Raw genomic sequence first — 22,091 nt, forward strand, 5'->3', positions numbered from 1 at the left:
TCTCCGAGTACAGCAGGGCACTGGGGTGGACGAGAAGCAGACGCATGATCACCTCAGTGGACGGCAAACGAGGACAGCGGCCGGGCGGCTGCTGTCAGAGAGGTTCCACACACGGTGGGCCGGAACCAGACGTCCGTCGAACGGCCCACGTTCGCCACCCGGCAGAGCGCCTCTCACCCGCGCTCACCACGCCCGGCTGCTCCACGAAGGGCCCCGCATCACAGAAACCTCGCAGTCATGAGGTGGCTTCGCACGGAGCACGTAGTCCGGGCGGGCCGTTCGCCGGGGACAGCGCAACCGCTGCGTACGCTGGGCCCGTGCAACTGCTTCCGGAGCCCGTCCGCCGGCTTGCCGCCTGGTGCGCGGTGATCCTGCTGCTCGCCGGAGTCTGTTACGTCGGGATTCAGGTGGCCGGGGCGATTCGGCCGGCCGTCGTTCCGGTACTGCTCGCCCTGCTCTGCACCGCGCTGCTCCTGCCCGTCCACCGGCGGCTCCTCAGGGCGAAGATCAACCGGTCCGTCGCCGCCGGGCTCACCTGCACCGCCGCTCTCGCCGTGGTCGGCGGCGCCGTGTACCTCGTCACGGTCACGCTGGTCGACACCTGGGACCAGATCGTCGCCTCGCTCCGCAGAGCGGTGCGGGACCTGGCCGATCAGTTCGGTGCGTCCGACACCTCGCTCGGCGATCTCACCGACGACGCAATGGACCTGCTGGGCAGGTTCGGCGGGACGGCCGCCTCCGGCGTGATCAGCGGGGTCGGCCTCGCCGTCCAGATCCTCGGCATGGCGGTGCTGGCGCTGCTGCTGGTCTTCTTCTTCCTGCGCGACTCCGACCGGGCCGTCGGCACACTGCGCTCACTCGTCCCGGGCGGCAGCACCGACACCGTCGAGGCGATGGCCCGGCGGGCTTTCGAAGGCGTCGAGGGATTCATGCGGGGAACCACCGTGGTGGCGCTCATCGACGCGGTCTTCATCACCATCGGCCTGCTGATCCTGCGTGTGCCGGGCGCCTTCGGGCTCGGCGCGATCGTCTTCATCGGCGCCTACGTCCCCTACATCGGCGCCTTCGTCTCGGGGACCGCGGCGGTGCTGGTCGCGCTCGCCGACCGAGGGCTCGCCATCGCGCTGTGGGTACTCGGAGTGGTGCTCCTGGTCCAGGTGCTGGAGGGGAACATCTTCCAGCCGATGGTCCAGAGCCGCACCGTGCGGATCCACCCCGCGGTCATCCTGGTGGCGCTCACCGCGGGCGCGGCCGTCGCCGGGATCGTCGGAGTGCTCCTCGCGGTACCGTTCACCTCCGCCGTCTTCGGAGTCGTCCACGAATGGCAGGCCCGGCACACACAGGGCGGAAGGCCGCACTCCATGGGTCCCTCCGCAAAGTCGTGACAGTCAGAGGTGGCGTCGTGCGCAGCGGCGGGGATTCGCCGCCCCTGTGCTGTTCGGCGCGACGGCCTCCGCCCTCGCCACCGGCGGCGGCAGCGCGGCGGTCCTGGAGCCCGCCACCCCCGCAGACCGGCCGCCGCCCGGGCAGAGGCAGGATTCGTCACAGCGACGGCGGGCTACTCGGAGGGGATGAACAAAGCAGGCCTCGCGCACAGGCAACCAGGCTCTGGAAATACGCGTTCCCACGCGACGGCCCGGGGGGTTCGGGATCAGTTGCTGAGTCTTCTGATGCTGCTCACGGGCGTGTGGCTGTTCGTCTGTATCTGGCTGCTGTCCTATCCGGACAGCTACCGTGTGCCCCACCTGATCGAGACGGGCGCAAGCATCGTGGTGATCCTCACGGCTGTGACCCGCCTGACCCGATCCCGAGGCCGGGTGTCCGACCTCCTGATCGCGGCGACCGGCGCCGTACTGATCATCGCGCCCTTCCTCGGCGGCTACGGTGACGACGGCGTGAGCACCGTGATCCGCGTCAACCAGACAGCCTCCGGCTCTGTACTCGTCCTCCTCGCGACGGCCAGCAGCCTTCTCCTGTCCCGATCACGGTCCTCACACCGGTAGCCGATCGGGCGCTCGTATCGAGGCGCTCATTGCACGGCTGCGGGATCCGCGCCACCGGCTGCGACGCAGTGCAGCCGGTCGTGGCTCCCGGCCGATCGCCTGCTGTCGCCCCAGGGCCGACAAGGGTCGCACAGCCGATCACGGGCCAGGCCACGCGTGGGCGAGCCCGTGTGTCCGTGACGCGAGCGGAGCGTCTCCGCTTCGTCACTCGTGCTCCACTTCGGGCGTCGCCGGGTGCAGGGTGGCCTGTTCTCTCGCTCGGTCCTCTGGTGCGGGGCGCGTGGTCCACCAGCAGGCCGCGGTCCAGGGCCCGGCCAGGAGCAGGGCGGCCAGCACGTCACTGGGGTAGTGGGCGCCGGCGTACAGTCGTTCGAAGGCCACCGCCGCCGTGATCAGCGCGGCCAGGGCCACACAGGTCAGCCGCCACCACAGACGGCCGGTGGCTCTGAAGACGATGATCGCCGTACAGGCCGTGAGCGTCAGGGTGGCGGTGACATGCCCGGAGGGAAAGCTCGCCGTGGGGGGCAGGTCGCCGGTCAGGTGGGGTACGTCGGGCCGGGTGCGGGCCACCAGCGCCACGGTGACGAGGAAGAGGGTGATCTGCCCCACCAAGCCCAGGCCCAGCAGTGCAAGGGGCCGCCAGCTGCGGGTGACGGCCACGCCGAGCGGCGCCACGATCGCCACCGCTGCGACGATGCCCGGCGCTCCGCCCAGGATTTGCAGCCCCTCGGCGACATGGTTCAGCCACGGTGTGCGCACTTCGACCAGGTCGCGCACCACCGCACGGTCCCAGCCCGGTGGGCCCGAGCCCGCTCCGGCATCCTCCACCAGTACTCCCAGGCCGTAGAGCGCGCCGGCGATCAGCAGCCAGGCCACCAGCAGTTCGGTTCCGGCCACCAGCGGACGCGGCAGAACATGGGCGTGCCGTTCGGGCACCGGCCGCAGTTCCCGGGCCGAACCGAGCACCGGCAGCACGGAGGGCACGCGGGAGCGCTCTACGGCGCCGCCCTCAGCCGCCTGCGGCAGCGGGTGACCCCACAGGCGCTCGCGCGGCCAGTGCCGGAACGCCGCGGCGGTCACCGCCAGCCAGACCGCGCCCAGCAGCCAGCCCGCGACGACGTCACTGAGGTAGTGCACTCCGAGAGCGATCCGGGTGAATCCCACCAGCACGACGAGCACGATCGCCACCGCAGTGGCGACCCGGCGCACCCTCCAGCTCATCACCGGCAGGAACACCAGCAGCAGCACGCCGTAGGACACCAGGGAGCTGAGGGCGTGCCCGCTGGGAAAGCTCAAGCCCGACGGCGTGCCCAGGGGCTCCTCGACGACCGGCCTGAGCCGGCCCACGAGCGCTTTGACCAGCGAGATCAGGATCCAGGCGCCCACCGCGGCCACCACCACATACAGTGCCGCGCGCACCTGACGGCGCAGCAGCAGCCACGCGACACCGACACTGGTCACCCAGGCCAGGGCGGGGCTGCCGCCCAGGTCGGTGACCACCCGCAGCGCCCTCACCAGCACCCCATGGCCGGCCACGGCACCGTTGAGACCGTCGGCCACCGCCTGATCGATCCGCCGCAGCGGCCCCCACTCACCGCGCACCAGGAACAGCAGCAGAACGAATCCCGTCGCGGCCGGCAACAGCAGGACCGCACCCACCGCGGGGCGCGCCACCGTCCGCTCACCACGCATGCGCCGTTCCTCCCGCCACGCCGGATCCTCCGAGTCCCCCGGCGGTTCCCGTCCTATCCTCGCGCTCCCCGCGGCCCGCCCTCATCGGCGTGAGCCCACCGGCCCGTGTCCGGATGACTGGCGGATGTTCCACGGGGTACTCGTCCCCGGTGGCCAACGCTCGTCCTCGGGGCCTACGGCTGACCGCCGACGCGATCCGGATCCTGGCGCTCGGCAGCGTCGTATACGTGCTCTTCACCGGGCACGACGGGGCCGTCGTCCTGACGCTGCTGTTCCTGGCCCTGCTCGTGCCCCGCCTCACCCGGCTTCCCGCCTTGCTGGACCTACTGCTGTGCGCCACGCTGACCTGGGCGACCTGGTCGTCGGTCTTCCATTGGTACCGGGTGACCGACTGGTACGACACCGCCGTGCACTCCGTGACGCCGGGCACTGTGGCAGCCGCCCTGCACCTGCTGCTCGCACGCCGGCGGCTGCTGCCGTCACCGGACGACCGGGCCCTGCGGCCCGCCTCCGTCCCCCTGATCACCACCACTCTGGGCGCCACGGTCGCCTGCCTGTGGGAGATGTACGAATGGCTGGCAACCGACGTTCTCGACGCACAGGTCCGGGTCGGGTACGAGGACACGATCGCCGACATGGCCGCAGGCGTTGCCGGATCCCTGGCAGCGGGCTTGATACTCGCCCGGTGGGCCGCCCGCCCTGCCCCCCGACCGAGTGGAAACAACGATCCCCCGCCGCCCGAGCAGCCATCGCCATGAGGAGAGCCGTCGCCGGCCCGGCACCGCGTGGAGGGTCCCGCCCCGGCATTCGGACGACATCGTGCGCGTGCGGCCTCCGGGGCCGCGGTGCCCTCGCGGTCAGCGGTTGACGGCGGTGTGGGAGCCGCCAGTCCGGCTGCCCTCTCGCCCGCTCCTGGCCCTCCGGCGGCGCCCTCCCTGGGCCGCTGACCTCAGCCGGCGCCGCGCTGCCGCAGTGTCGACCCGGAACGGCCCTTGACCACTTCGAGCTGGGCGTGGATACGCCGCCGCAGGTCGGGCACATGGCTGACGATGCCGACGCTGCGGTCGCGCTCGCGCAGGGAGTCGAGGACGTCGAGCACCTCGTCGAGGGTCTGGTCGTCGAGGCTGCCGAAGCCCTCGTCGATGAAGAGGGTGTCCAGTCGCACCCCGCCCGCCTCGTCCGTGACGACGTCGGCGAGGCCGAGGGCCAGGGCGAGCGAGGCGAAGAACGTCTCGCCGCCCGACAGAGTGGCCGTGTCGCGTTCGCGGCCGGTCCAGGCGTCGACGACGTGGAGACCGAGTCCGCTGCGGCCGCGCCCGGTGCGGTCGTCGGAGTGGACGAGGGTGTAGCGGCCGGACGACATGCGGCGCAGCCGGACGGTCGCGGCGGCGGCGACCTGCTCGAGCCGGGCCGCCAGCACGTACGACTCCAGGCGCATCCGGCGTTCGTTGTCCGCCGAGGTGCCCGCTGCGAGGCCGGCCATGCGGGCGACGCGGTCGTACTCCTCGCGCAGCGGTGCCAGCCTGCGCACGGAGGCGGTAGCCCGGGCGGACAGCCGGTCGAGTTCGGTACAGCGCCGGCCCGCCGCGTCGTGAGCGGAGGCGGCGTCGCGCAGCCGCCGGGCCGCCTCGTCGGCCGTCTGCTGCGCCGAGTCCGGGTCGGCCTGCGGCTCGCGGGCCGCCGCGGCCGTGTCGGCCTCGGCGAGGACGGCCCGTACGGCCGCCTCCTCCTGCTGCCAGGCGTCCAGGCGGTGTTGCAGTTCGCGGTGGGCGGCGTTGTCGAGGAGGGCGGCGGCCGCGGCCTGCGGGGTCTCGAAGCCGGCACGGAATGCGGCGTCGGCGAGCCGGGCGTCGGCGTCCTTGAGCCGCCGGGCGGTGTCCTCGGCGACGCGGGCGGTGTCGGCTGCGTCCGTGAGCAGCGCGGTCCGCCGCTCCAGCTGAGCGGCCCGCGCGGCGACACTGTCGAGAGTGCCCCGCGCCCGGTCCAGCTCCTCCTCCAGGGCGGCCCGTTCGCGGTCCAGCCGCTCCCGCCGACCGACCCGCGCGGCGCTCCGTACGGCGGTCTCCTGCCGGGCCGCCAGGCGCCGCTCGTGCTCGTGCCCGGCCTGCCGCAACCGCTCCTGCGCGGCGTGCAGCTCGGCTGCGGCACCGCGGGCCTGCGTGTACTGCTCCTCCAACTCGCCGACTTCGCGGGCGAGTTGCCCGGTGGGGGTGTCACCGGCCTCCGCGGTGGCGGCGGCCAGTGCTTCCCGTACGACGGCGAGGCGCCGTTCGTCCTCGGCGCGCTGCTCGTCGGCGCGCTGGTAAGCGGTGAGGGCGTGCTCCTCGGCCTCGCGGTCGACGTGCCCGGCGACCTTGCGGGCGGGGGCGGGGTGTTCGGTGGCGCCGCAGACGGCGCAGGGTGCGCCGTCGGTGAGGTTGGCGGCCAGTTCGGCGGCGATGCCGTTCAGACGCTGTTCCTTCAGGTCGAGCCAGTGCTGCTTGGCCCGGAGCGTCTCGTCCTGCGCGGTGCGGACCCGGTCGACCGCCCGGTCCGTGTCCTGGGCGAGCTGATCGCGCATGCGGGCCGCCCGGAGCCGCTGCTGCGCGGGCTCGCGCCGTTCGGCGAGCTGCTCGGCGAGGGCGGCGGCCTGCTGCGCGGAGTCGACCCGGGACTGGAGTGCGGTGCGGCTCTCCTCCCAGCCGTCGAGCCAGGCCTCCGCCTCCTGGAGGAGGTCCGCGTCCGCGCGCTCCTGGCGGTCCAGGCCCACGCGCTCGTCGAGGAGTTCGGCCAGCCGCACCTCGGCCCGGCGGGCCGAGTCGAGCCCGCCCAGTTCCTCCGCGGCACGGCGTGCGGCGGCGGCGAGGCCGGACGCACCCGCGTCGGCGAAGGTGTCCGGCAGCAGGGCACGCGCGCGGGCCTCCGCGGCGGCTGCCCGGCGGTGTTCGGCTTCGGAGGCTTCCCGCAGCTCCAGTGCGGGCGCGACCGCTTCGGCCTTGCGGCCCCGCTCCATGAGCGCCTGCGCCTCCCGGTACGCCTCGGCCCCCCGCTCCAGGCGCGCCGCCCGGTCCCGTGCCTGGGCGAACCGCCGCTGGAGCCGGTCCCGTTCGCGTACGTCATCGAGGGCGCGGACGGCGGCGGCCTGCGAGGACTCGGCGGCGGTGAGCGTGCACGCGGCGACGGTGAGCTGCTCGCGGGCGGTGCTGCGGGCGACGGCGGCCGCGCCCAGAACGGCCTCGGCGAGGCCCGGTTCGCCCGGGGCGAGTTCGGGCAGCTCCATGGCGTCGTCCGCGGCCTGCTGCATGCGGTGGGCGTCGGCGAGCAGCTCCGCATCTCCGTCCCGCACCTGGGTCTCGGTGGCACGGCGGCGCTCGGCGAGGCGCTTCTCGACGTCGGCGAAGCGGCGGGTGTCGAACAGGCGGCCGAGCAGCTTGCCGCGGGCCTCGGCGTCGGCGCGCAGGAACCGGGCGAAGTCGCCCTGCGGCAGCAGCACGACCTGGCAGAACTGCTCACGGCTCATGCCGAGCAGCTGGGTGATCTCCTCGCCGATCTCCTGGTGGGAGCGGCTGAGGTCCTTCCAGGCGCCGGTCGTCGCGTCGTACTCGCGGAGCCAGGTCTGGGCCTTGTCGAGTGTCGTGCCGGTGCCGCGCTTCTTGGGGCGCTCCCAGGGCGGCTGGCGGGTGATCTCCAGACGGCGCCCGGCGACGGTGAGGTCGAGGGTGACCTCGGTGCGGGTCGCGGGCGCGGCGTGGTCGCTGCGCAGGCCCGAGCCCTGTCCACCGCCCTGCCGGGCGCCCGGTACCGAGCCGTAGAGGGCGTAGCAGACGGCGTCGAGGACGGATGTCTTGCCCGCGCCGGTGGGGCCGTGCAGCAGGAACAGCCCGGCCGTCGACAGGTCGTCGAAGTCGACGGTCTGGGTGCCTCCGAAGGGCCCGAAGGCGGTGATGGCGAGCCGGTGGAGCCTCACCGGGCCACCTCCCGTACGGTCTCGTCGGCGCGCACCGCGTCGAACGCGTCGCGCAGCACGCCCTGTTCGTACGAGTCCGGCCCGGCGCCGCGCACATGGGTGACGAAGTCCTCGGCGATCTGCTGGTCGCTGCGGCCTGCGAGGCGCCGGGCGTAGGACACCTCGGATTCGTCCTCGTCGCGGTCGGGGTCGAAGACGAGGCTGAGCGTGTGCGGGAAGCGTGCGGTGAGCCGGGCCATCGGGTCGGCCGGGCGGACGGGGTCGGTCAGTGTCGCCTCGACCCATGCCTCCTCGTGCCGTGTCAGGTCCGGGTCGGCGAGCAGGTCCTCCAGTGTGCCCCGGATCCGGGCCAGGGCCCGGGGCACCGGGCAGTCGACACGCTCGGCGTCGAGGGAGCCGTCCGCGGCCAGGTCGACCAGCCACATGCTCTTGCGGTGGGAGGCCTCCGAGAAGGAGTAGGGCAGCGGGGAGCCGGAGTAGCGGACGCGGTCGGTGAGGGTCTGGCACCCGTGCAGATGCCCGAGCGCCACGTAGTCGACGCCGTCGAACACCCCGGCCGGTACCGCGGCGACGCCGCCGACGGTGATGTCCCGCTCGCTGTCGCTGGGTTCGCCGCCGGTGACGAAGGCGTGCGCGAGGACGACGGAGCGGGTGCCGGCGGGGCGGGCGGCGAGGTCGACGCGGACCCGGTCCATGGCGGCCGCGAGCACGGCCTCGTGTCCGGCCTTCTCCACCGCGAACTCGTCCTTGACCAGGGCCGGTTCGAGGTAGGGCAGCCCGTAGAAGGCGACCTCGCCGTCGGCGTCGGCCAGCACCACCGGGGTGCCGGCCGCCGCCGGTTCGGTCCGCAGATGGATGCCGGCCCGCCCGATCAGCCCGGCGCCGACGCCCAGCCGGCGGGCCGAGTCGTGGTTCCCGGAGATCATCACCGTCGGCACACCGAGGTCGGCGAGGCGGTGCAGGGCGTCGTCGAACAGCTCGACCGCGGCGAGCGGCGGCACCGCGCGGTCGTAGACGTCCCCCGACACGACCACCGCGTCCACGGCCCGCTCCCGCACGGTGGTGACGAGGTGGCCGATGAACTCGGCCTGGGCACCGAGCATGTTCACCCGGTGGAAGGCCCGGCCGAGATGCCAGTCGGAGGTGTGCAGCAGCCTCAAGACGCCGCTCCGACCTGCATGTCTCCCCCTGCTGTCCTTCTTCGGCCGCCGCGGTCCGGTCCGGCTCGCTGTCAGACCCACCACGCTAACGCGTATGGGCACCTGGTCCACCACGAACCTCGGATCGTCACGCCCGTCCGGCGGCAATTCAGGGGGAATGTCCGCAACCGTGCTGTGAAGCAGGTCATTCCGGCGCGATGTCGTACTCCCGCCGAGGGGGCGGACCTCGCCCCGGTCCCACATGCCGGCCCGGGCCACCGCCCGAGTCCCCGCCACAGCCCGGCGGTCGAGGCGGAGCCGCCGTCACGCGTCGCCGTACGCCTCCCCTCCCGGTTCGAATCCGGCCGTCCCGGCGGTGGCGTCGGCGAGCCAGGACCGGAAGGCGTCCACGTCGGCGTCCGGCAGGGCGATCTCCATCGTGACCGCCTCCCCGTACCGCACGTCCCGGACCTCGCGCCCCGTGGTGCGCAGGTCGTTCTCGAGCTTGCCGGCCCGCTGGTGGTCGACGGTGACCGTGGCCAGCCGGAACCTGCGGCGGGTGCGGGTGCCCAGGGTGTCCAGGGCCTCGCCGACCGCTCCGCCGTACGCGCGGATGAGCCCGCCGGCGCCGAGTTTGACCCCGCCGAAGTAACGGGTGACGACGGCGACGACGTACCGCATGTCGCGGCGCAGCAGCATCTGGAGCATGGGGACGCCGGCGGTGCCGCCGGGTTCGCCGTCGTCGCTCGCCTTCTGGACGGAGGCGTCGGCGCCGATGACGTAGGCCCAGCAGTTGTGGGAGGCGTCGGCGTGCTCCCTGCGGACCGCGGCGATGAAGTCCTGCGCCTCCTGCTCGGTGGCCGCCGGGGCGAGGGCGCACCGGAAGCGGGAGCGGTTGACCTCGGTCTCGTGCACGCCGGCGCCGGCGACCGTACGGTATTCGTCCTGCATCCGGCCAGCCTATGCGCGGGCCCGGGAGCTACTTCTTGGCGCCCCGGGGCACGGTCACGGAGGTGAGCAGCGCGGCGCCGGGGGCGAGGGCCCGCCAGGCCGTGCCGCGCCAGGCCAGGACGGCGATCGCCGAGGTCGGGAACTTCGTGCGGACCTGCTCCAGGGTGTCGTCGAGGCCGTCACCGGCCAGGGCCAGGATCAGTTCCTCCAGCCCGGGGTTGTGCCCGATCAGCAGCAGCGTCTCCACCTCGGCGGGCGCCTCGTGGACGACGGTCAGCAGTCCGGACGGCCCGGCGGCGTACAGCCGCCGGTCGTACCGGACCGGCGGGGGTGTGCCCCACTCGGCGGCGGCGAGGTCCCAGGTGCGGCGGGCGCGGACGGCGGTGGAGCACAGCGCGAGGTCCGGCAGGAGGTCGGCGTCGGCCAGGGCCCGCCCTGCCGCCGGGGCGTCCCGGCGGCCGCGCGGGGCGAGCGGGCGCTCGTGGTCGGCGACCTCCACGGGCCAGACGGACTTGGCGTGCCGCAGCACGATCAGGCGGCGCAGCGGGCCTGCTCCGGCGCGTTCGATCATGACGGGGATCCCAGGTCGCTGGTGAGGTCGAGGCCGAGGAGCCGGTCGGCGTAGGCGTACGTCTCGAACCGGGCGCCGTCGTCCAGGTCCGGCTCGGTCTCGACCTGACGCAGGACGTCCAGCACGCGGGGTACGTCCAGGTCGTCCTCCCAGGCGTCCCGCAGCCGTCCCCGCACGGCATCGGGAATGGGCCGCGAGGGCTGCCGTGCCCACCGGGCGACCGCACCGCGCCAGCGGGCGAGGGTGGCGTGGGCGTCGGCGAGTCCGGCCGCCTCCAGCCGGACGGGGGCGCTGTGGTGCCGGGTGATCAGGGAGAGGCGCAGGGCGGCGGGATCGGAGTGGTCCGGTGGCCCGGGTTCCACCCGCGCAACGGCGATCCGCACGCCGTCGGGCACCGCCCCGCCCTCGGCGGTGACATGGACGACCTGGGCCTCGCCGAGACCCGCGCTGACGTCGGGGCTGTCCTCGAAGGGGCGGATGCCGAGCGTCGCGGCGTCCGCGCGCAGCTCCGTCTGCCGGCGGCCGCCGGTCAAGAGCGCCCACACCGGTGTGCCGCCGAGCTCCAGGGTGCGGACGAGGAGGTCCCCGACGAGCAGCACCCGCAGGTTCGTCATGTCGGAGCCGGGCGCGTGCACCTCGACACGGGTCAGGCCCCGGCGGGCCGGGGCGGCGTCGACCGGCTCACGGGTTCGGGCGTCGATGATGCGCAGCACGAGGTGAGCGTAGGCGGGTGGGCGGGCACACGCAGGCAGGTTCGGTGTTTTCCGGCCACCGTGGCGGAATCACCCCACCAATGGCGTGCCCGCGGCCACTCCTCTCAGGCCAGCGTGCCCAGGAACCGCACATGGGGCCGGCCTTCGGGCCCTTCCCGGCTGACGGTGGCCCGCACTCCGTACACCTCGGCGATGAGTTCCGCCGTGAGGACCTCCCCCGGGGCACCTCCCGCCACGACCCGCCCCGAGGACAGGACGACGACCCGGTCGCAGTACATCGCCGCGAGGTTGAGGTCGTGCAGGGCGACGACGGTGGTGACCGGCAAGCCCGTGACCAGGGTGAGCAGGTCGAGCTGGTGGTGGATGTCGAGGTGGTTGGTGGGCTCGTCGAGGAGGAGTTCGCGGGGTTCCTGGGCGAGCGCGCGGGCGATCTGCACCCGTTGGCGTTCGCCGCCCGAGAGGGTGTGCCAGAGCTGGCCGGAACGGGCGTCGAGGCCCGTGCGCTCCAGGGCGGCATGCACCGCGCGCTCGTCGTCCGCGGAGGCGGGCATCCAGGCCCGGCGGTGCGGGACGCGGCCCAGCCGTACGACGTCCTCGACTGTCAACTCGACCTGGGTGTCCGACTGTTGCTCGACGACGGCGAGACGGCGCGCGACCGTGCGGCGGGGCAGGTCACCCAGCGGGGTGCCGTCGAGGGTGACGACTCCGGAGGCCGGGGCGAGCATCCCGGCCAGCAGCCGCAGCAGCGTGGACTTGCCGGAGCCGTTGGGGCCGAGGACGCCGACCGTGGAGCCGGTCTCCGGGGCGAGGGCGACGCCGTCCAGGACGAGACGCCCGCCGGCCCGGCGACTGACCCGGTCCGCCCGCAGACCCGCCCCCGCCGCTGCCTCCGCGCCCTTCATCGCGCCCTCCGCGTCCGGTACAGCACCACCACGAACGCCGGCACCCCGATCAGCGAGGTCACGACCCCGACCGGGACCTCCTGCGGATCGAGGACCGTTCGGGCCAGGGTGTCCACCCACACCAGGAACACCGCCCCCGCGAGGGCGGTGACCGGCAGCAGCCGCGCGTGCCCGGGGCCGGTCAGGGCCCGGGCGGCGTGCGGCAGGACCAGCCCGACGAAGCCGATCGCCCCGGCCGAGCTGACCAGCGCGGCCGTGAGCAGGGCCGTGACGCACAGCAGCACCAGGCGGGTGCGGGCGACGGACACCCCGAGCCCGGCCGCCGCCTCCTGCCCGAAGGCGAAGGCGTCGAGGGTACGGGCGTAGGACAGGCAGACCACCAGCGCGACGGCCAGCACGGCCAGGCACAGCCACACGTCGGTCCAGCCGGCGCCGCCGAGCGAGCCGAGGAGCCAGAACAGCACCCCGCGGGTCGTCTCGGCGTCGGCGGAGGTCATCACGACGAAGGAGGTGAGCGCCGAGAAGAGCTGCATGGCGGCGACGCCCGCGAGGACGACCCGGTCGGTGGTGCCGCCGAGGGTGTGGCTGAGCAGCAGCACCAGCGCGAACGACAGCAGGGCACCGAGGAACGCGCCCGCGGACACCGAGAGGGCACCGCCGCCCACGCCGAGCACGACCACGAGGACGGCTCCGGTGGAGGCGCCCGAGGACACCCCGAGCACGAAGGGGTCGGCGAGCGGGTTGCGCAGCAGCGACTGCATCACCGCCCCGCACACGGCCAGTCCGGCCCCGCACACGGCAGCGAGCAGGGTGCGCGGCAGCCGCAGCTGCCACACGATCCCGTCCCGGATCGGTGTCAGCTCCGAGCTGCCGAGACCGAGATGAGCGACCACGACGGACCACACGTCGCCGACGCGGATGTCGGCCGGACCGATGGTGATGGCCACGGCGAGGGACGCGAGGAGCGCGGCGGTCCCGGCCGTGCCCAGGGCGAGTCCGGCCCTGCGGCGAGGCCTGGCCCCGGCACCCGGCACGCCTTGGGCGGTCACTTCACCAGCCCGGACCGGCGCAGCCCGGCGGCCACCTGCTCCACGCCCTCGACGGTGCGGATGGTCGGGTTCATGGCCTGCCCGCTGAGCAGCACGTACCGCTTGTGACGGACCGCGTCCATGTTCCTGGTGACGGGGTTGGACTCCAGGAAGGCGATCTTCTTCGCGGCCGACTCGGCGGTCTGCGACCTGCGGGTGAGGTCGCCGATGACGAGGACGTCGGGGTCACGGTCGGCGACCGTCTCCCAGTTGACCTGCGGCCACTCCTCGTGTGTGTCGTCGAAGACGTTCTTCGCGCCGAGGGCCCGGGTGATGATGCCGGGAGCTCCGCAACAGCCCGCCAGGTACGGCGACTCGGAGTTCGCGAACCAGTAGAGGAGGGTGACGTCGGAGGCGTCGATGCCGGCCGTGGCCTTCTCCATGCGCTGCCGGAGGGAGGCCACGAGCTTGTCGCCCCGTTCCTGCACCCCGAACACGGTCGCGAGGTCCCGGACTTCGCCGTAGACGGTGTCGATGCCCAGGGCCTTGTCGCGTGCGCCGTCGCCGCCGCCCGAGTTGTCCTTGCCGGCGCAGTCGGACGGTGAGACGTAGGTGGGGACGCCGAGCTTCCCGAACTGCTCGCGGGTGGCGACGCCGCCCTTGCCGAGGGTGGAGACGAAGGACGCGGCGACGAAGTCGGGCTCGGTGTCCAGGACGCGCTCGAAGGACGGGGTGTTGTCGGCGATGCGAGGGACCTTCGCGTCGGCCTTCTCCAGCCCCTTCATCACGGGGTCGGTCCAGGTGGCCGTGCCCGCGAGGCGGTCGGCCAGGCCGAGGGAGAGCAGGATCTCGGTGGTGCCCTGGTTGAGGGACACGGCATGCTGCGGCGCTGCGGCGACGCGGACCTCGTGGCCGCAGTTGGTGAGCGTGACGGCGGGCTTGGCGTCGGTGGACCCGGCGCCGCCGCAGCCGGTCAGGAGCAGGGAGCCGGCCGCGAGCAGGACGGCGGCACGGGCGGGTCGGGCGAGGGGCACGGGAACCAGTCCTCAGTCGTCGAGGGCTCGATCGCGGAGCCCGGTCGTACGGTGCTCCCCCGCCGCGTGCGGCCGCGGGGGCCGCCAGCAGGTCTTCGGACTCGGGTTCACCCGGTGCGGGACGCCTTCCCGGACGACCTGTGTCGTCCAGTGGCCGAGGCCCCGCCCGTCCCCCTCACCGCTGCGCGTCAGTTCCGGATTCGCACCGGATTCCCTGACCCACGTACATGGGTTCGACTGGCCTCGGCAAGCTATCACGGAGGCGCCCGGGAATCACGGCGCACCGGGTTTCGTTGCCGGGAGAGCAGTTCGTCCGCGACGTGCGAGGAGGCCGCCGGTGTACGGCGACGAGGCAACGGTCCGCAGGATCCTCACCGAGCTCGGCGACACCTGGGCCGTGGTGGGCCTGTCGTCGAACCGGCAGCGGGCGGCGTACGGCGTCGCCGCCGTGCTCCAGCGCTTCGGCAAGCGCGTCGTGCCGGTGCATCCGAAGGCGGAGGCGGTGCACGGGGAGCAGGGGTACGCGAGCCTGGCGGACATCCCCTTCGACGTGGACGTCGTCGACGTGTTCGTGAACAGCGACCTCGCCGGGGCGGTCGCGGACGAGGCGGTCGCCAGGGGCGCGAAGGCCGTCTGGTTCCAGCTCGGGGTCATCGACGACGCGGCGTACGACCGGACCCGCGCGGCGGGCCTGGAGATGGTGATGGACCGCTGCCCGGCGTTCGAGATCCCACGACTGTCCCCTCACCGAGTACAGGATTCCTGAAGCGTTTCCCAGGAAGCATCCGCGCCCGGTCAAGGCCGCACGACGCGTCTTCTTCCGCCGGCTGACCGATTCCCGACCTGAGTCCTCTTGCTCGCTCGGAGGTGCCCGTCCACCGACCGGCCTCCATACTGTGCGCATGACCCACGCCGCTCCGCCCGGGAACTCCGGCGCCCCGCAACACTTCCCGGTCGTCGTCGTGGGCGCCGGTCCCGCAGGTCTGACCGTCGGCAACATCCTGCGGGCCGCGTCCGTGGACTGCCTGGTGCTGGAGACCGAGACCCGGGAGATCATCGAACAGCGGCCCCGGGCCGGGGTCATCGAGGAGTGGGCCGTACGGGGCTTGGAGAAGCGGGGTCTCGCCCGTGGTCTGCTGGACCGCGCGGAGCTGCACACCGCCTGCGAGTTCCGCTTCGACGGGGAGCGCTACCGGTTCCCGTACGGCGAGCTGACGGGCAGCCACCACTTCGTCTACCCGCAGCCGTTGCTGGTGACGGACCTGGTGCGCGAGTACGCCGACGTCCGGGGCGGCCAGGTCCGCTTCGGCGTCCGGGACGTGCGGGTCGACGACCTCGACAGCGACCGTCCGTCGGTGTCGTACACCTGCCCGGAGACCGGTGAACGCCAGGTTGTGCACGGCGACTTCGTCGCGGGCTGCGACGGGGCACGCGGAGTGACCCGGGCCTCGCTGCCACCCGGGCGGGTCCGGATCGCGCGGCACGACTACGGCATCGGCTGGCTGGCCCTGCTCGCCGAGGCGCCGCCGTCCGCCGACTGCGTGCTGTTCGGCTGCCACGCGCGCGGCTTCGCCGGCCAGATGCCCCGCAGCCCTGAGGTGACCCGCTACTACCTCCAGTGCCCGCCGGGCGACGACCCGGAGAACTGGCCGCACGAGCGTGTCTGGGCGGAGCTCCAGGAGCGGCTCGGGGCTGCCGGTGTGCCCCCGCTGACCGAGGGTCGGCTGATCGAGAAGCGCGTGCTGGACATGCACGACTACGTGGTCGAGCCGATGGCGCACGGCCGGCTCTACCTCGCCGGCGACGCGGCCCACCTGGTCGCCCCCATCGCCGCCAAGGGCATGAACCTCGCCCTGCACGACGCCTTCCTGCTCGGCGACGCCCTGGTCGCCCGGCTGACCACCGGTGACGGCAGCGGCCTCGGCGGCTATGCGGAGGCGTGCCTGCGGCGCGTGTGGGACTACCAGGAGTTCTCGCAGTGGCTGTCCGAGGTGTACCACGGCACGGCGGCGGGCGAGCCCTTCCGCGCGGGCACCACGCTCGCCCGGCTGCGCCGCCTGTTCACCTCGCCCGTGGCGGCCGCCGCCTTCGCCGAGCAGTACCTCGGGACGGCGGCGCGTTACTGAGCGAGCCGTCCTCAGTCGTGCGGGGGGCGGTCGCTGAGCCGGTGGTCGGCCACGTTCAGTGCCTCGGCGACGAGGCGGCGCAGATGGCCGTCGCGAAGTGAGTAGATCACCCGGCGGCCTTCCTTGCGCGTGTCCACCAGGCCCGCGAGACGCAGACGCGCCAGGTGCTGGCTGACGGCCGGCCTGGCCGCCCCGCACGCAGCCGTGAGCGTCGTGACGTCGGCCTCTGAGCCGGTCAGCGCGTGCAGCAGGGCGAGCCGGGTCCGGTCCCCCAGCAGGGCGAGGAGTTCCGCGGCGAGTGCGAACTGTTCCTCGCCGGGGCTGCGCGGATGCGCATCATGCGCAGATGACAGGTGCATGCGTGCGCTCATACGCACATAATGGCGCCACGGCACGGGTACGTCCACTCCCGTGCGCACCGGAAGGGGATTCACGTGAGCGACCGGCACGAGCACTCCCACCCTCATGACGACACCCACGGGCACGACCGGGGGCACCGGCACGGCCTGCGCCATCGGATGGGCCACCTCCTCGCCCCGCACTCCCACGAGACGGCCGACAAGGTCGACTCCGCCCTGGAGTCCTCCGCCCGCGGCATGCGGGCGCTCTGGGTCTCGCTCGCCGTCCTCGGCGTGACGGCGCTGGCCCAGGCGGTCGTGGTGGCCGCGTCCGGGTCGGTGGCACTGCTCGGCGACACGGTCCACAACACGGCGGACGCGCTGACCGCCGTCCCGCTGGGGATCGCCTTCATGCTGGGCAGGCGCGCGGCCACACGCCGCTTCACCTACGGTTTCGGGCGGGCCGAGGACCTGGCGGGCCTGGTGATCGTGCTGACGATCGCCGCGTCCGCGGCCTTCGCGGGCTGGACGGCCGTGGACCGGCTGCTGGATCCGCGCCCCGTCGCGCACGTCCCGGCGGTCGCCGTGGCCGCCCTCGTCGGCTTCGCCGGCAACGAGTGGGTGGCCCGCTACCGCATCCGCGTCGGCCGCTCGATCGGCTCGGCCGCGCTGGTCGCCGACGGACTGCACGCCCGCACCGACGGCTTCACCTCCCTGGCCGTGCTGCTGGGCGCCGGAGGCTCGGCCCTGGGGTGGCAGCTGGCCGACCCGATCGTCGGGCTGGCGATCACCGCGGCGATCGTGCTGGTGCTGCGGGACGCGGCGCGGGAGGTGTTCCGCCGGGTGATGGACGCCGTCGACCCGGCTCTGGTGGACCGGGCCGAGCGGGCCCTGACCGAGGTTCCCGGGGTGCGCGGGGTGGGTGAGCTGCGGCTGCGCTGGATCGGCCACCGGCTGCGCGCCGAGGTGGCGGTCGTGGTGGACGGCGAGGTGACGGTGCGCGAGGCCCACCGCGTCGCCGTGGACGCCGAGCACGCGCTGCTGCACGCGGTACCGCGGCTGACCGCGGCCCTGGTACACGCCGACCCGGAGCCGGCCCCGGGCGAGAGCGACCCCCATCTGCCACTGGCCCACCACATCGCGGCGTGAGTCAGGAGACCCCAAGCCCTTCCAGCACCACGGCACCCGGCAGTTCCGCGAACGCCTTGCCCGGGACCAGCAGCTTCCCGCGCCGCCGGCCACTGCCGACGAGCGCGTACGGCAGGTCGACGACGGCCGCGTCCACCAGGACGGGCCAGCCGCCCGGCAGCCCCAGCGGGGTGATGCCGCCGTACTCCATGCCGGTCTCGCCGGTCGCCGTGTCCATCGAGGCGAAGGAGGCCTTGCGGGCGCCGAGTCGGCGGCGCACGACGCCGTTCACGTCGACCCGGGTGGTGGACAGCACGACGCACGCCGCGAGCGTGGACTCGCCGCCCCGCTTGCCCACGACGACCACGCAGTTCGCGGACCGCTCCAGCAGGTCCTGCCCGTAGTGCTCCACGAAGGTGGCGGTGTCGGCCCACTCCGGGTCCGTGTCGACGTAGATGATCTGGTCGGCGGGGACGCTGCCCGGCCAGTGGCGTACGGCGTCGGCGACCGGGCCGGTGAGTTCGTCGAGGCAGGCGGGGGCCGGACGGGCGTTGTCGAAGTGTCCGATGGGTGCGCGCATGTCCGCACGCTAACAACAGCCGGCCGGCGGTGGACCGGGCGTCTCAGGTCACGGGCGGCACCGAGACGGCCATGACCATCTCCATGGGCGCGTCCCCGGTGTTGCCGTAGGTGTGCGGGACGTTGGCCTCGAAGTGGACGCTGGCGCCCGCGGGCACGCGGTGCTCGACGCCGTCGACGGTGAGGGTCAGTTCGCCCGCCGTGACGTGGAGCAGTTCGGTCGTGCCGGCGGGGTGCGGGTCCGACGGGCTGCTCTCGCCGGGCATGAGCCGCCAGTCCCACATCTCCAGCGGGCCGGGCGCCTCGGTGCCCGCGAGCAGCCGGTTGTAACTGCCGGCGTCGGTGTGCCAGAGCCGTACGGCCTGCTCGGCGGGGACGACGCGGACATTCGGGCCCTGCTCGTAGTCGAGCAGGGTGGTGATGCTGACGCCGAGCGCGTCGCCGATCTTGACGACGGTGCCGAGGCTGGGGTTGGTGCGGGCCTGCTCGATCTGGATGAGCATGCCGCGGCTGACACCCGCCCGGGCGGCGAGCACGTCCAGGGTGAAGCCGCGTACCGCGCGCCAGTGCTTGACGCTCCGCGCCAGGGACTGGGTCAGCAGGTCGAGGTCCGACACGTTCCATCCAATATTCTGTACGACACAGTACAATGCATTGCACTATGGTGTGGTCTACCTGATCGTTCACTGAACTGTACTGCGAGGTATCCGCCCCATGACAGCGCTCTTCGCCCTGGCCACCAGCCTGTTGTGGGGTCTGGCCGACTTCGGCGGCGGTCTGCTGACCCGGCGCACGCCCGCGCTCACGGTGGTCGTGGTCTCGCAGTCGATCGCGGTGGCGGTGCTCGGCGCGGTCGTGGTGGCGACCGGCGGCTGGAGCGAGGCGGGACCGCAGCTGTGGTTCGCCGTGGCGGCCGGGCTGGTCGGTCCGGTGGCGATGCTCGCCTTCTACAAGGCCCTGGCGCTCGGCCCGATGGGCGTGGTCTCGCCGCTGGGGTCGATCGGCGTGGCCGTGCCGGTCGGCGTGGGCCTGGTCCTGGGCGAGCGCCCCGGCCTGCTGCAGTTCATCGGCATCCTGGTCGCCGTCGCGGGCATCTGTCTCGCGGGCGGCCCCCAGTTCCGCGGCGCCCCGGTCCAGCGCCAGGCCATCGTCCTGACGCTCCTCGCGGCGTTCGGCTTCGGCGCGGTGATGGCCCTGATCGCCGAGGCGTCGACGACCCTGACCGGTCTGTTCCTCGCCCTGTTCGTCCAGCGGGTGACGAACGTCGCCGCGGGCGGGCTCGCCCTGTTCGTATCAATGCGACGCGGTGCGCCCGCCCTTCCGGCGGACGGCTTCCCCTGGCACTCCCTGCCCGCCCTCGCCTTCGTCGGCCTCGCGGACGTGGCCGCGAACGGCACGTACTCGATCGCCGCGCAGCACGGCCCGGTGACGGTCGCCGCCGTGCTGGCCTCCCTGTACCCGGTGGTGACGGCCGTGGCGGCACGGGGCGTCCTCCGCGAACGGCTGCGGGCAGTGCAGGCCGCGGGAGCAGGACTGGCCCTGGTGGGGACGGTGCTGCTGGCATCGGGCTGAGCCGGGCTCACCGCCCGCGGCAGCGGCACGACGTGCTCGGCTGCCGGACGGCCAGGTCGCCGATGGCTCAGGGCCCGGGGCGTGGCGCTCGCTCCGCCCGGTGCGTCCGGGCACCCGAGGGTTCCCTGCGGACGTCAGGACGATCCCGGCTCCAGCTCCGCGAGTCCGGTCGCCGCCTCCTCGTCCAGCTCGGCCAGCCGGGCCGCCGTCTCCTCGTCCAGGTCCGACAGCGCGCGCAGCTGCTCGGGGGTGACGCCCTCCGGTATCGGCACCGGCGCCGGGGTGCGCAGCGGCGGCTGCCAGCCGTCGGCGGGCGTCCAGCGCCGTACGACGCGGGCGGGTGCGCCCGCGACCACGGCGTGGTCGGGCACCGTGCCCCGCACGACCGCGCCCGCGGCCACCACCACGTTCCGCCCGATCCGGGCGCCCGGCAGGATCACCGCTCCCGTGCCGATCCAGCAGCCGGGCCCGATCTCCACCGGCTCCATCCGCGGCCACTGCTTGCCGATCGGCTCGTGCGGATCGTCGTAGGAGTGGTTCGTGGACGTGACGTAGACGTAGGGCCCGACGTAGCAGTCGCTGCCGATCGTGACCGTCGTGTCGGCGATGACATGGCTGCCGCGGCCCAGGACGACGCCGTCGCCGAGGCGCAGGATCGGGTCCGGGCCGAGGTCGAGGTCGGGCATCAGGCCCGCGGTGAGGGTGACCTGCTCGCCGATGATGCAGTGGGAACCGAGGTGGATCCAGGGCTCGCCGAACACCGTGCCGAGCGGGAACGCGAGCCTGGTACCTGTTCCCATCGCGCCGAAGCGGTACCGGCCGGGGTGTTCGGCGGTGACGGAGCCCGTGCGCTGCAGCCAGGCCCAGCCTGCGTGGACGGCGCGCTGTGTGAGGCCCCGCCGCCAGGATGAGAACGTGTTCTTGCGCTTCGGCACCCGCTCACGGTACTCAGCGGCCGTTCGCCCCGTGGCGTCGGATACCTGTGATCTTCGCCCCACCGGGTGGCGTACGGTGTGCGCGTTGTCTACGAGGCTGGGAGGCGGACATGGGTCAGCGGGCGATGGTCACGGGGATCGGCGGGAGGGAGCCGGAGATCGACGAGACGGCGTTCGTGGCGCCGACGGCGTCCGTGATCGGGGGCGTGACGCTGAGGGCGGGGGCGAGCGTCTGGTACGGCGCCGTGGTGCGCGGTGACGTCGAGGCGATCTCCGTCGGGGCGAGCAGCAACGTCCAGGACAACTGCACGCTCCACGCCGACCCCGGATTCCCCGTGAGCGTCGGCGAGCGGGTGAGCATCGGGCACAACGCGGTGGTGCACGGGGCGACGGTCGAGGACGACTGCCTGATCGGGATGGGGGCGACGGTTCTGAACGGCGCGGTGATCGGGGCCGGATCACTCGTGGCCGCGCAGGCGCTGGTGCCGCAGGGGATGGTCGTGCCGCCCGGGTCGCTGGTGGCGGGCGTTCCCGCGAAGGTCCGGCGGGAGCTGTCGGAGGAGGAGCGGCAGGGGGTCACCCTCAACGGCACCATGTACGCCGAGCTGGCCAAGGCGCACCGCGAGGTGCACGCGTAGCGGGAAGGCCGTGCTACTCCGCGGCGGCCACGAGCTGGGCCTGCTGCGCCTTCTTCGCCTTGCGCTTGAGCACCAGCATGGACGTGAGGCCCACCAGGACCGCCGCCACCAGGCCGAGCCACGAGAAGCGCTTCAGCCAGGACTCCGCGACGATGCCGACGTAGTAGATGACCGCCGTCGTGCCGCCCGCCCAGAGGATGCCGCCGAAGACGTTGGCGACGAGGAACTTCCAGTACGGCATGCGGAGCACGCCGGCGAGGGGGCCCGCGAAGATGCGGAGGAGGGCGACGAAGCGGCCGAAGAAGACGGCCCACATGCCCCACTTCTCGAAGGAGCGCTCGGCGGTGGCGATGTGGCCCTCGCTGAAGTGCTTGGGGAACTTGTTGCCCAGCCAGGCCAGCAGGGGCCGCCCGCCCCTGCGGCCGATCGCGTAGCCGATCGAGTCGCCGATGATCGCGCCGGCCGTGGCGCTGGCGCCGAGGACGACGGGGTCGATGTCGCCGTGCTGGGACGCGAGCAGCGCCGAGGAGACCAGGATGATCTCGCCCGGCAGCGGAATGCCCAGACTCTCCAGGCCGATGACCAGCCCCACCAGTGCGTAGACGGCGACCGCGGGTACGGTTTCGAGCCACTCCTGGACGTGCAACGCCGGTTCCTTTCCCTGAGCTTCCCTGCGTGCCCCGGGAAGCCTACCGGCTCTTGAGACGCCCCCCGCGGCTCAGGCGTTCCAGCTCCACACCGCAGTCTCGGGCAGGTCGGTGCCGTGCTCACGGGTCCAGGCGTGGTGGCGGGTGCG

Annotated in this window: 22 protein-coding genes and 1 riboswitch; of the genes, 8 read left to right on the plus strand and 14 right to left on the minus strand. The window is 73.4% G+C overall.

Annotation, left to right across the window (positions count from 1 at the left end):
• Window positions 1–317 precede the first annotated feature (317 nt).
• Window positions 318–1,385, plus strand: coding sequence for an AI-2E family transporter (locus ACFU3E_RS27535; RefSeq protein ID WP_384163693.1), 1,068 nt, complete (start codon window positions 318–320; stop codon window positions 1,383–1,385).
• A gap of 285 nt (window positions 1,386–1,670) precedes the next feature.
• Window positions 1,671–2,003 (plus strand): hypothetical protein, encoded by a 333-nt coding sequence (locus ACFU3E_RS27540; RefSeq protein ID WP_384163696.1) that lies wholly within the window; start codon window positions 1,671–1,673, stop codon window positions 2,001–2,003.
• A gap of 204 nt (window positions 2,004–2,207) precedes the next feature.
• On the opposite strand, the gene ACFU3E_RS27545 is transcribed toward ACFU3E_RS27540, so the two are convergent.
• Window positions 2,208–3,695 carry a phosphatase PAP2 family protein gene (locus tag ACFU3E_RS27545; protein WP_384163699.1) on the minus strand — a complete coding sequence of 496 codons (1,488 nt, stop codon included), beginning with the start codon at window positions 3,693–3,695 and terminating at the stop codon, window positions 2,208–2,210.
• A gap of 149 nt (window positions 3,696–3,844) precedes the next feature.
• Between ACFU3E_RS27545 and ACFU3E_RS27550 the strand changes: the two genes are divergently transcribed.
• Complete coding sequence (locus ACFU3E_RS27550; RefSeq protein ID WP_384163702.1) at window positions 3,845–4,453, plus strand: hypothetical protein; 609 nt, start codon at window positions 3,845–3,847, stop codon at window positions 4,451–4,453.
• 191 nt (window positions 4,454–4,644) lie between these two features.
• Here ACFU3E_RS27550 and ACFU3E_RS27555 read toward each other — a convergent pair whose 3' ends face one another.
• The 8 genes from ACFU3E_RS27555 to ACFU3E_RS27590 form a co-directional block, all read right to left on the minus strand.
• Window positions 4,645–7,641 carry an AAA family ATPase gene (locus ACFU3E_RS27555; protein WP_384163705.1) on the minus strand — a complete coding sequence of 999 codons (2,997 nt, stop codon included), beginning with the start codon at window positions 7,639–7,641 and terminating at the stop codon, window positions 4,645–4,647.
• Window positions 7,638–8,801, minus strand: coding sequence for an exonuclease SbcCD subunit D (locus tag ACFU3E_RS27560; RefSeq protein ID WP_384163708.1), 1,164 nt, complete (start codon window positions 8,799–8,801; stop codon window positions 7,638–7,640). The genes ACFU3E_RS27555 and ACFU3E_RS27560 overlap by 4 nt, the downstream gene beginning before the upstream one ends.
• Window positions 8,802–9,104: 303 nt before the next feature.
• The gene (locus ACFU3E_RS27565; protein WP_384163711.1) at window positions 9,105–9,731 is read right to left on the minus strand and encodes a YigZ family protein; all 627 of its coding nucleotides are present in this window, start codon (window positions 9,729–9,731) and stop codon (window positions 9,105–9,107) included.
• A 28-nt stretch (window positions 9,732–9,759) separates the two neighbouring features.
• Complete coding sequence (locus ACFU3E_RS27570; RefSeq protein WP_384163714.1) at window positions 9,760–10,302, minus strand: SixA phosphatase family protein; 543 nt, start codon at window positions 10,300–10,302, stop codon at window positions 9,760–9,762.
• A complete protein-coding gene (locus ACFU3E_RS27575) occupies window positions 10,299–11,015 on the minus strand; it encodes a hypothetical protein (RefSeq protein ID WP_384163717.1) in 717 nt (238 codons plus the stop codon). The genes ACFU3E_RS27570 and ACFU3E_RS27575 overlap by 4 nt, the downstream gene beginning before the upstream one ends.
• Before the next feature lie 104 nt (window positions 11,016–11,119).
• Window positions 11,120–11,917, minus strand: coding sequence for an ABC transporter ATP-binding protein (locus tag ACFU3E_RS27580; RefSeq protein ID WP_384163720.1), 798 nt, complete (start codon window positions 11,915–11,917; stop codon window positions 11,120–11,122).
• Window positions 11,914–12,966: a FecCD family ABC transporter permease gene (locus ACFU3E_RS27585; RefSeq protein ID WP_384163723.1), complete on the minus strand. Its 1,053-nt coding sequence runs from the start codon at window positions 12,964–12,966 to the stop codon at window positions 11,914–11,916. The genes ACFU3E_RS27580 and ACFU3E_RS27585 overlap by 4 nt, the downstream gene beginning before the upstream one ends.
• Entirely contained in the window at window positions 12,963–13,979 is a 1,017-nt protein-coding gene (locus ACFU3E_RS27590; protein WP_384163726.1) for an ABC transporter substrate-binding protein, read from the minus strand. The genes ACFU3E_RS27585 and ACFU3E_RS27590 overlap by 4 nt, the downstream gene beginning before the upstream one ends.
• Before the next feature lie 68 nt (window positions 13,980–14,047).
• Window positions 14,048–14,236, minus strand: a riboswitch (cobalamin riboswitch).
• An 80-nt stretch (window positions 14,237–14,316) separates the two neighbouring features.
• On the opposite strand from ACFU3E_RS27590, the gene ACFU3E_RS27595 reads away from it, so the two are divergent.
• Window positions 14,317–14,745 (plus strand): CoA-binding protein, encoded by a 429-nt coding sequence (locus ACFU3E_RS27595; RefSeq protein WP_384163729.1) that lies wholly within the window; start codon window positions 14,317–14,319, stop codon window positions 14,743–14,745.
• A gap of 136 nt (window positions 14,746–14,881) precedes the next feature.
• Complete coding sequence (locus tag ACFU3E_RS27600) at window positions 14,882–16,105, plus strand: 4-hydroxybenzoate 3-monooxygenase (protein ID WP_384163732.1); 1,224 nt, start codon at window positions 14,882–14,884, stop codon at window positions 16,103–16,105.
• Between the two features lie 11 nt (window positions 16,106–16,116).
• Here ACFU3E_RS27600 and ACFU3E_RS27605 read toward each other — a convergent pair whose 3' ends face one another.
• Window positions 16,117–16,476 carry an ArsR/SmtB family transcription factor gene (locus ACFU3E_RS27605; protein ID WP_384163735.1) on the minus strand — a complete coding sequence of 120 codons (360 nt, stop codon included), beginning with the start codon at window positions 16,474–16,476 and terminating at the stop codon, window positions 16,117–16,119.
• A gap of 9 nt (window positions 16,477–16,485) precedes the next feature.
• Here ACFU3E_RS27605 and ACFU3E_RS27610 point away from each other — a divergent pair, with 9 nt between their 5' ends.
• Window positions 16,486–17,592 carry a cation diffusion facilitator family transporter gene (locus ACFU3E_RS27610; RefSeq protein WP_384163738.1) on the plus strand — a complete coding sequence of 369 codons (1,107 nt, stop codon included), beginning with the start codon at window positions 16,486–16,488 and terminating at the stop codon, window positions 17,590–17,592.
• Window position 17,593: 1 nt separating this feature from the next.
• Here ACFU3E_RS27610 and ACFU3E_RS27615 read toward each other — a convergent pair whose 3' ends face one another.
• On the minus strand, window positions 17,594–18,151 hold the full coding sequence (locus ACFU3E_RS27615) for a YbaK/EbsC family protein (RefSeq protein WP_384163741.1): 558 nt from the start codon (window positions 18,149–18,151) through the stop codon (window positions 17,594–17,596).
• Between the two features lie 43 nt (window positions 18,152–18,194).
• Window positions 18,195–18,767 carry an XRE family transcriptional regulator gene (locus ACFU3E_RS27620; protein WP_384163744.1) on the minus strand — a complete coding sequence of 191 codons (573 nt, stop codon included), beginning with the start codon at window positions 18,765–18,767 and terminating at the stop codon, window positions 18,195–18,197.
• 97 nt (window positions 18,768–18,864) lie between these two features.
• On the opposite strand from ACFU3E_RS27620, the gene ACFU3E_RS27625 reads away from it, so the two are divergent.
• A complete protein-coding gene (locus ACFU3E_RS27625) occupies window positions 18,865–19,722 on the plus strand; it encodes an EamA family transporter (protein WP_384163747.1) in 858 nt (285 codons plus the stop codon).
• A 134-nt stretch (window positions 19,723–19,856) separates the two neighbouring features.
• On the opposite strand, the gene ACFU3E_RS27630 is transcribed toward ACFU3E_RS27625, so the two are convergent.
• Window positions 19,857–20,657 carry an acyltransferase gene (locus ACFU3E_RS27630; RefSeq protein WP_384163750.1) on the minus strand — a complete coding sequence of 267 codons (801 nt, stop codon included), beginning with the start codon at window positions 20,655–20,657 and terminating at the stop codon, window positions 19,857–19,859.
• A 110-nt stretch (window positions 20,658–20,767) separates the two neighbouring features.
• Between ACFU3E_RS27630 and ACFU3E_RS27635 the strand changes: the two genes are divergently transcribed.
• A complete protein-coding gene (locus tag ACFU3E_RS27635) occupies window positions 20,768–21,295 on the plus strand; it encodes a gamma carbonic anhydrase family protein (RefSeq protein ID WP_384163753.1) in 528 nt (175 codons plus the stop codon).
• Window positions 21,296–21,308: 13 nt separating this feature from the next.
• On the opposite strand, the gene ACFU3E_RS27640 is transcribed toward ACFU3E_RS27635, so the two are convergent.
• On the minus strand, window positions 21,309–21,941 hold the full coding sequence (locus tag ACFU3E_RS27640; RefSeq protein WP_384163756.1) for a DedA family protein: 633 nt from the start codon (window positions 21,939–21,941) through the stop codon (window positions 21,309–21,311).
• Between the last annotated feature and the right edge of the window lie 150 nt (window positions 21,942–22,091).

Source organism: Streptomyces sp. NPDC057424, from assembly GCF_042803315.1.
In the GTDB taxonomy this organism is placed as follows: domain Bacteria; phylum Actinomycetota; class Actinomycetes; order Streptomycetales; family Streptomycetaceae; genus Streptomyces.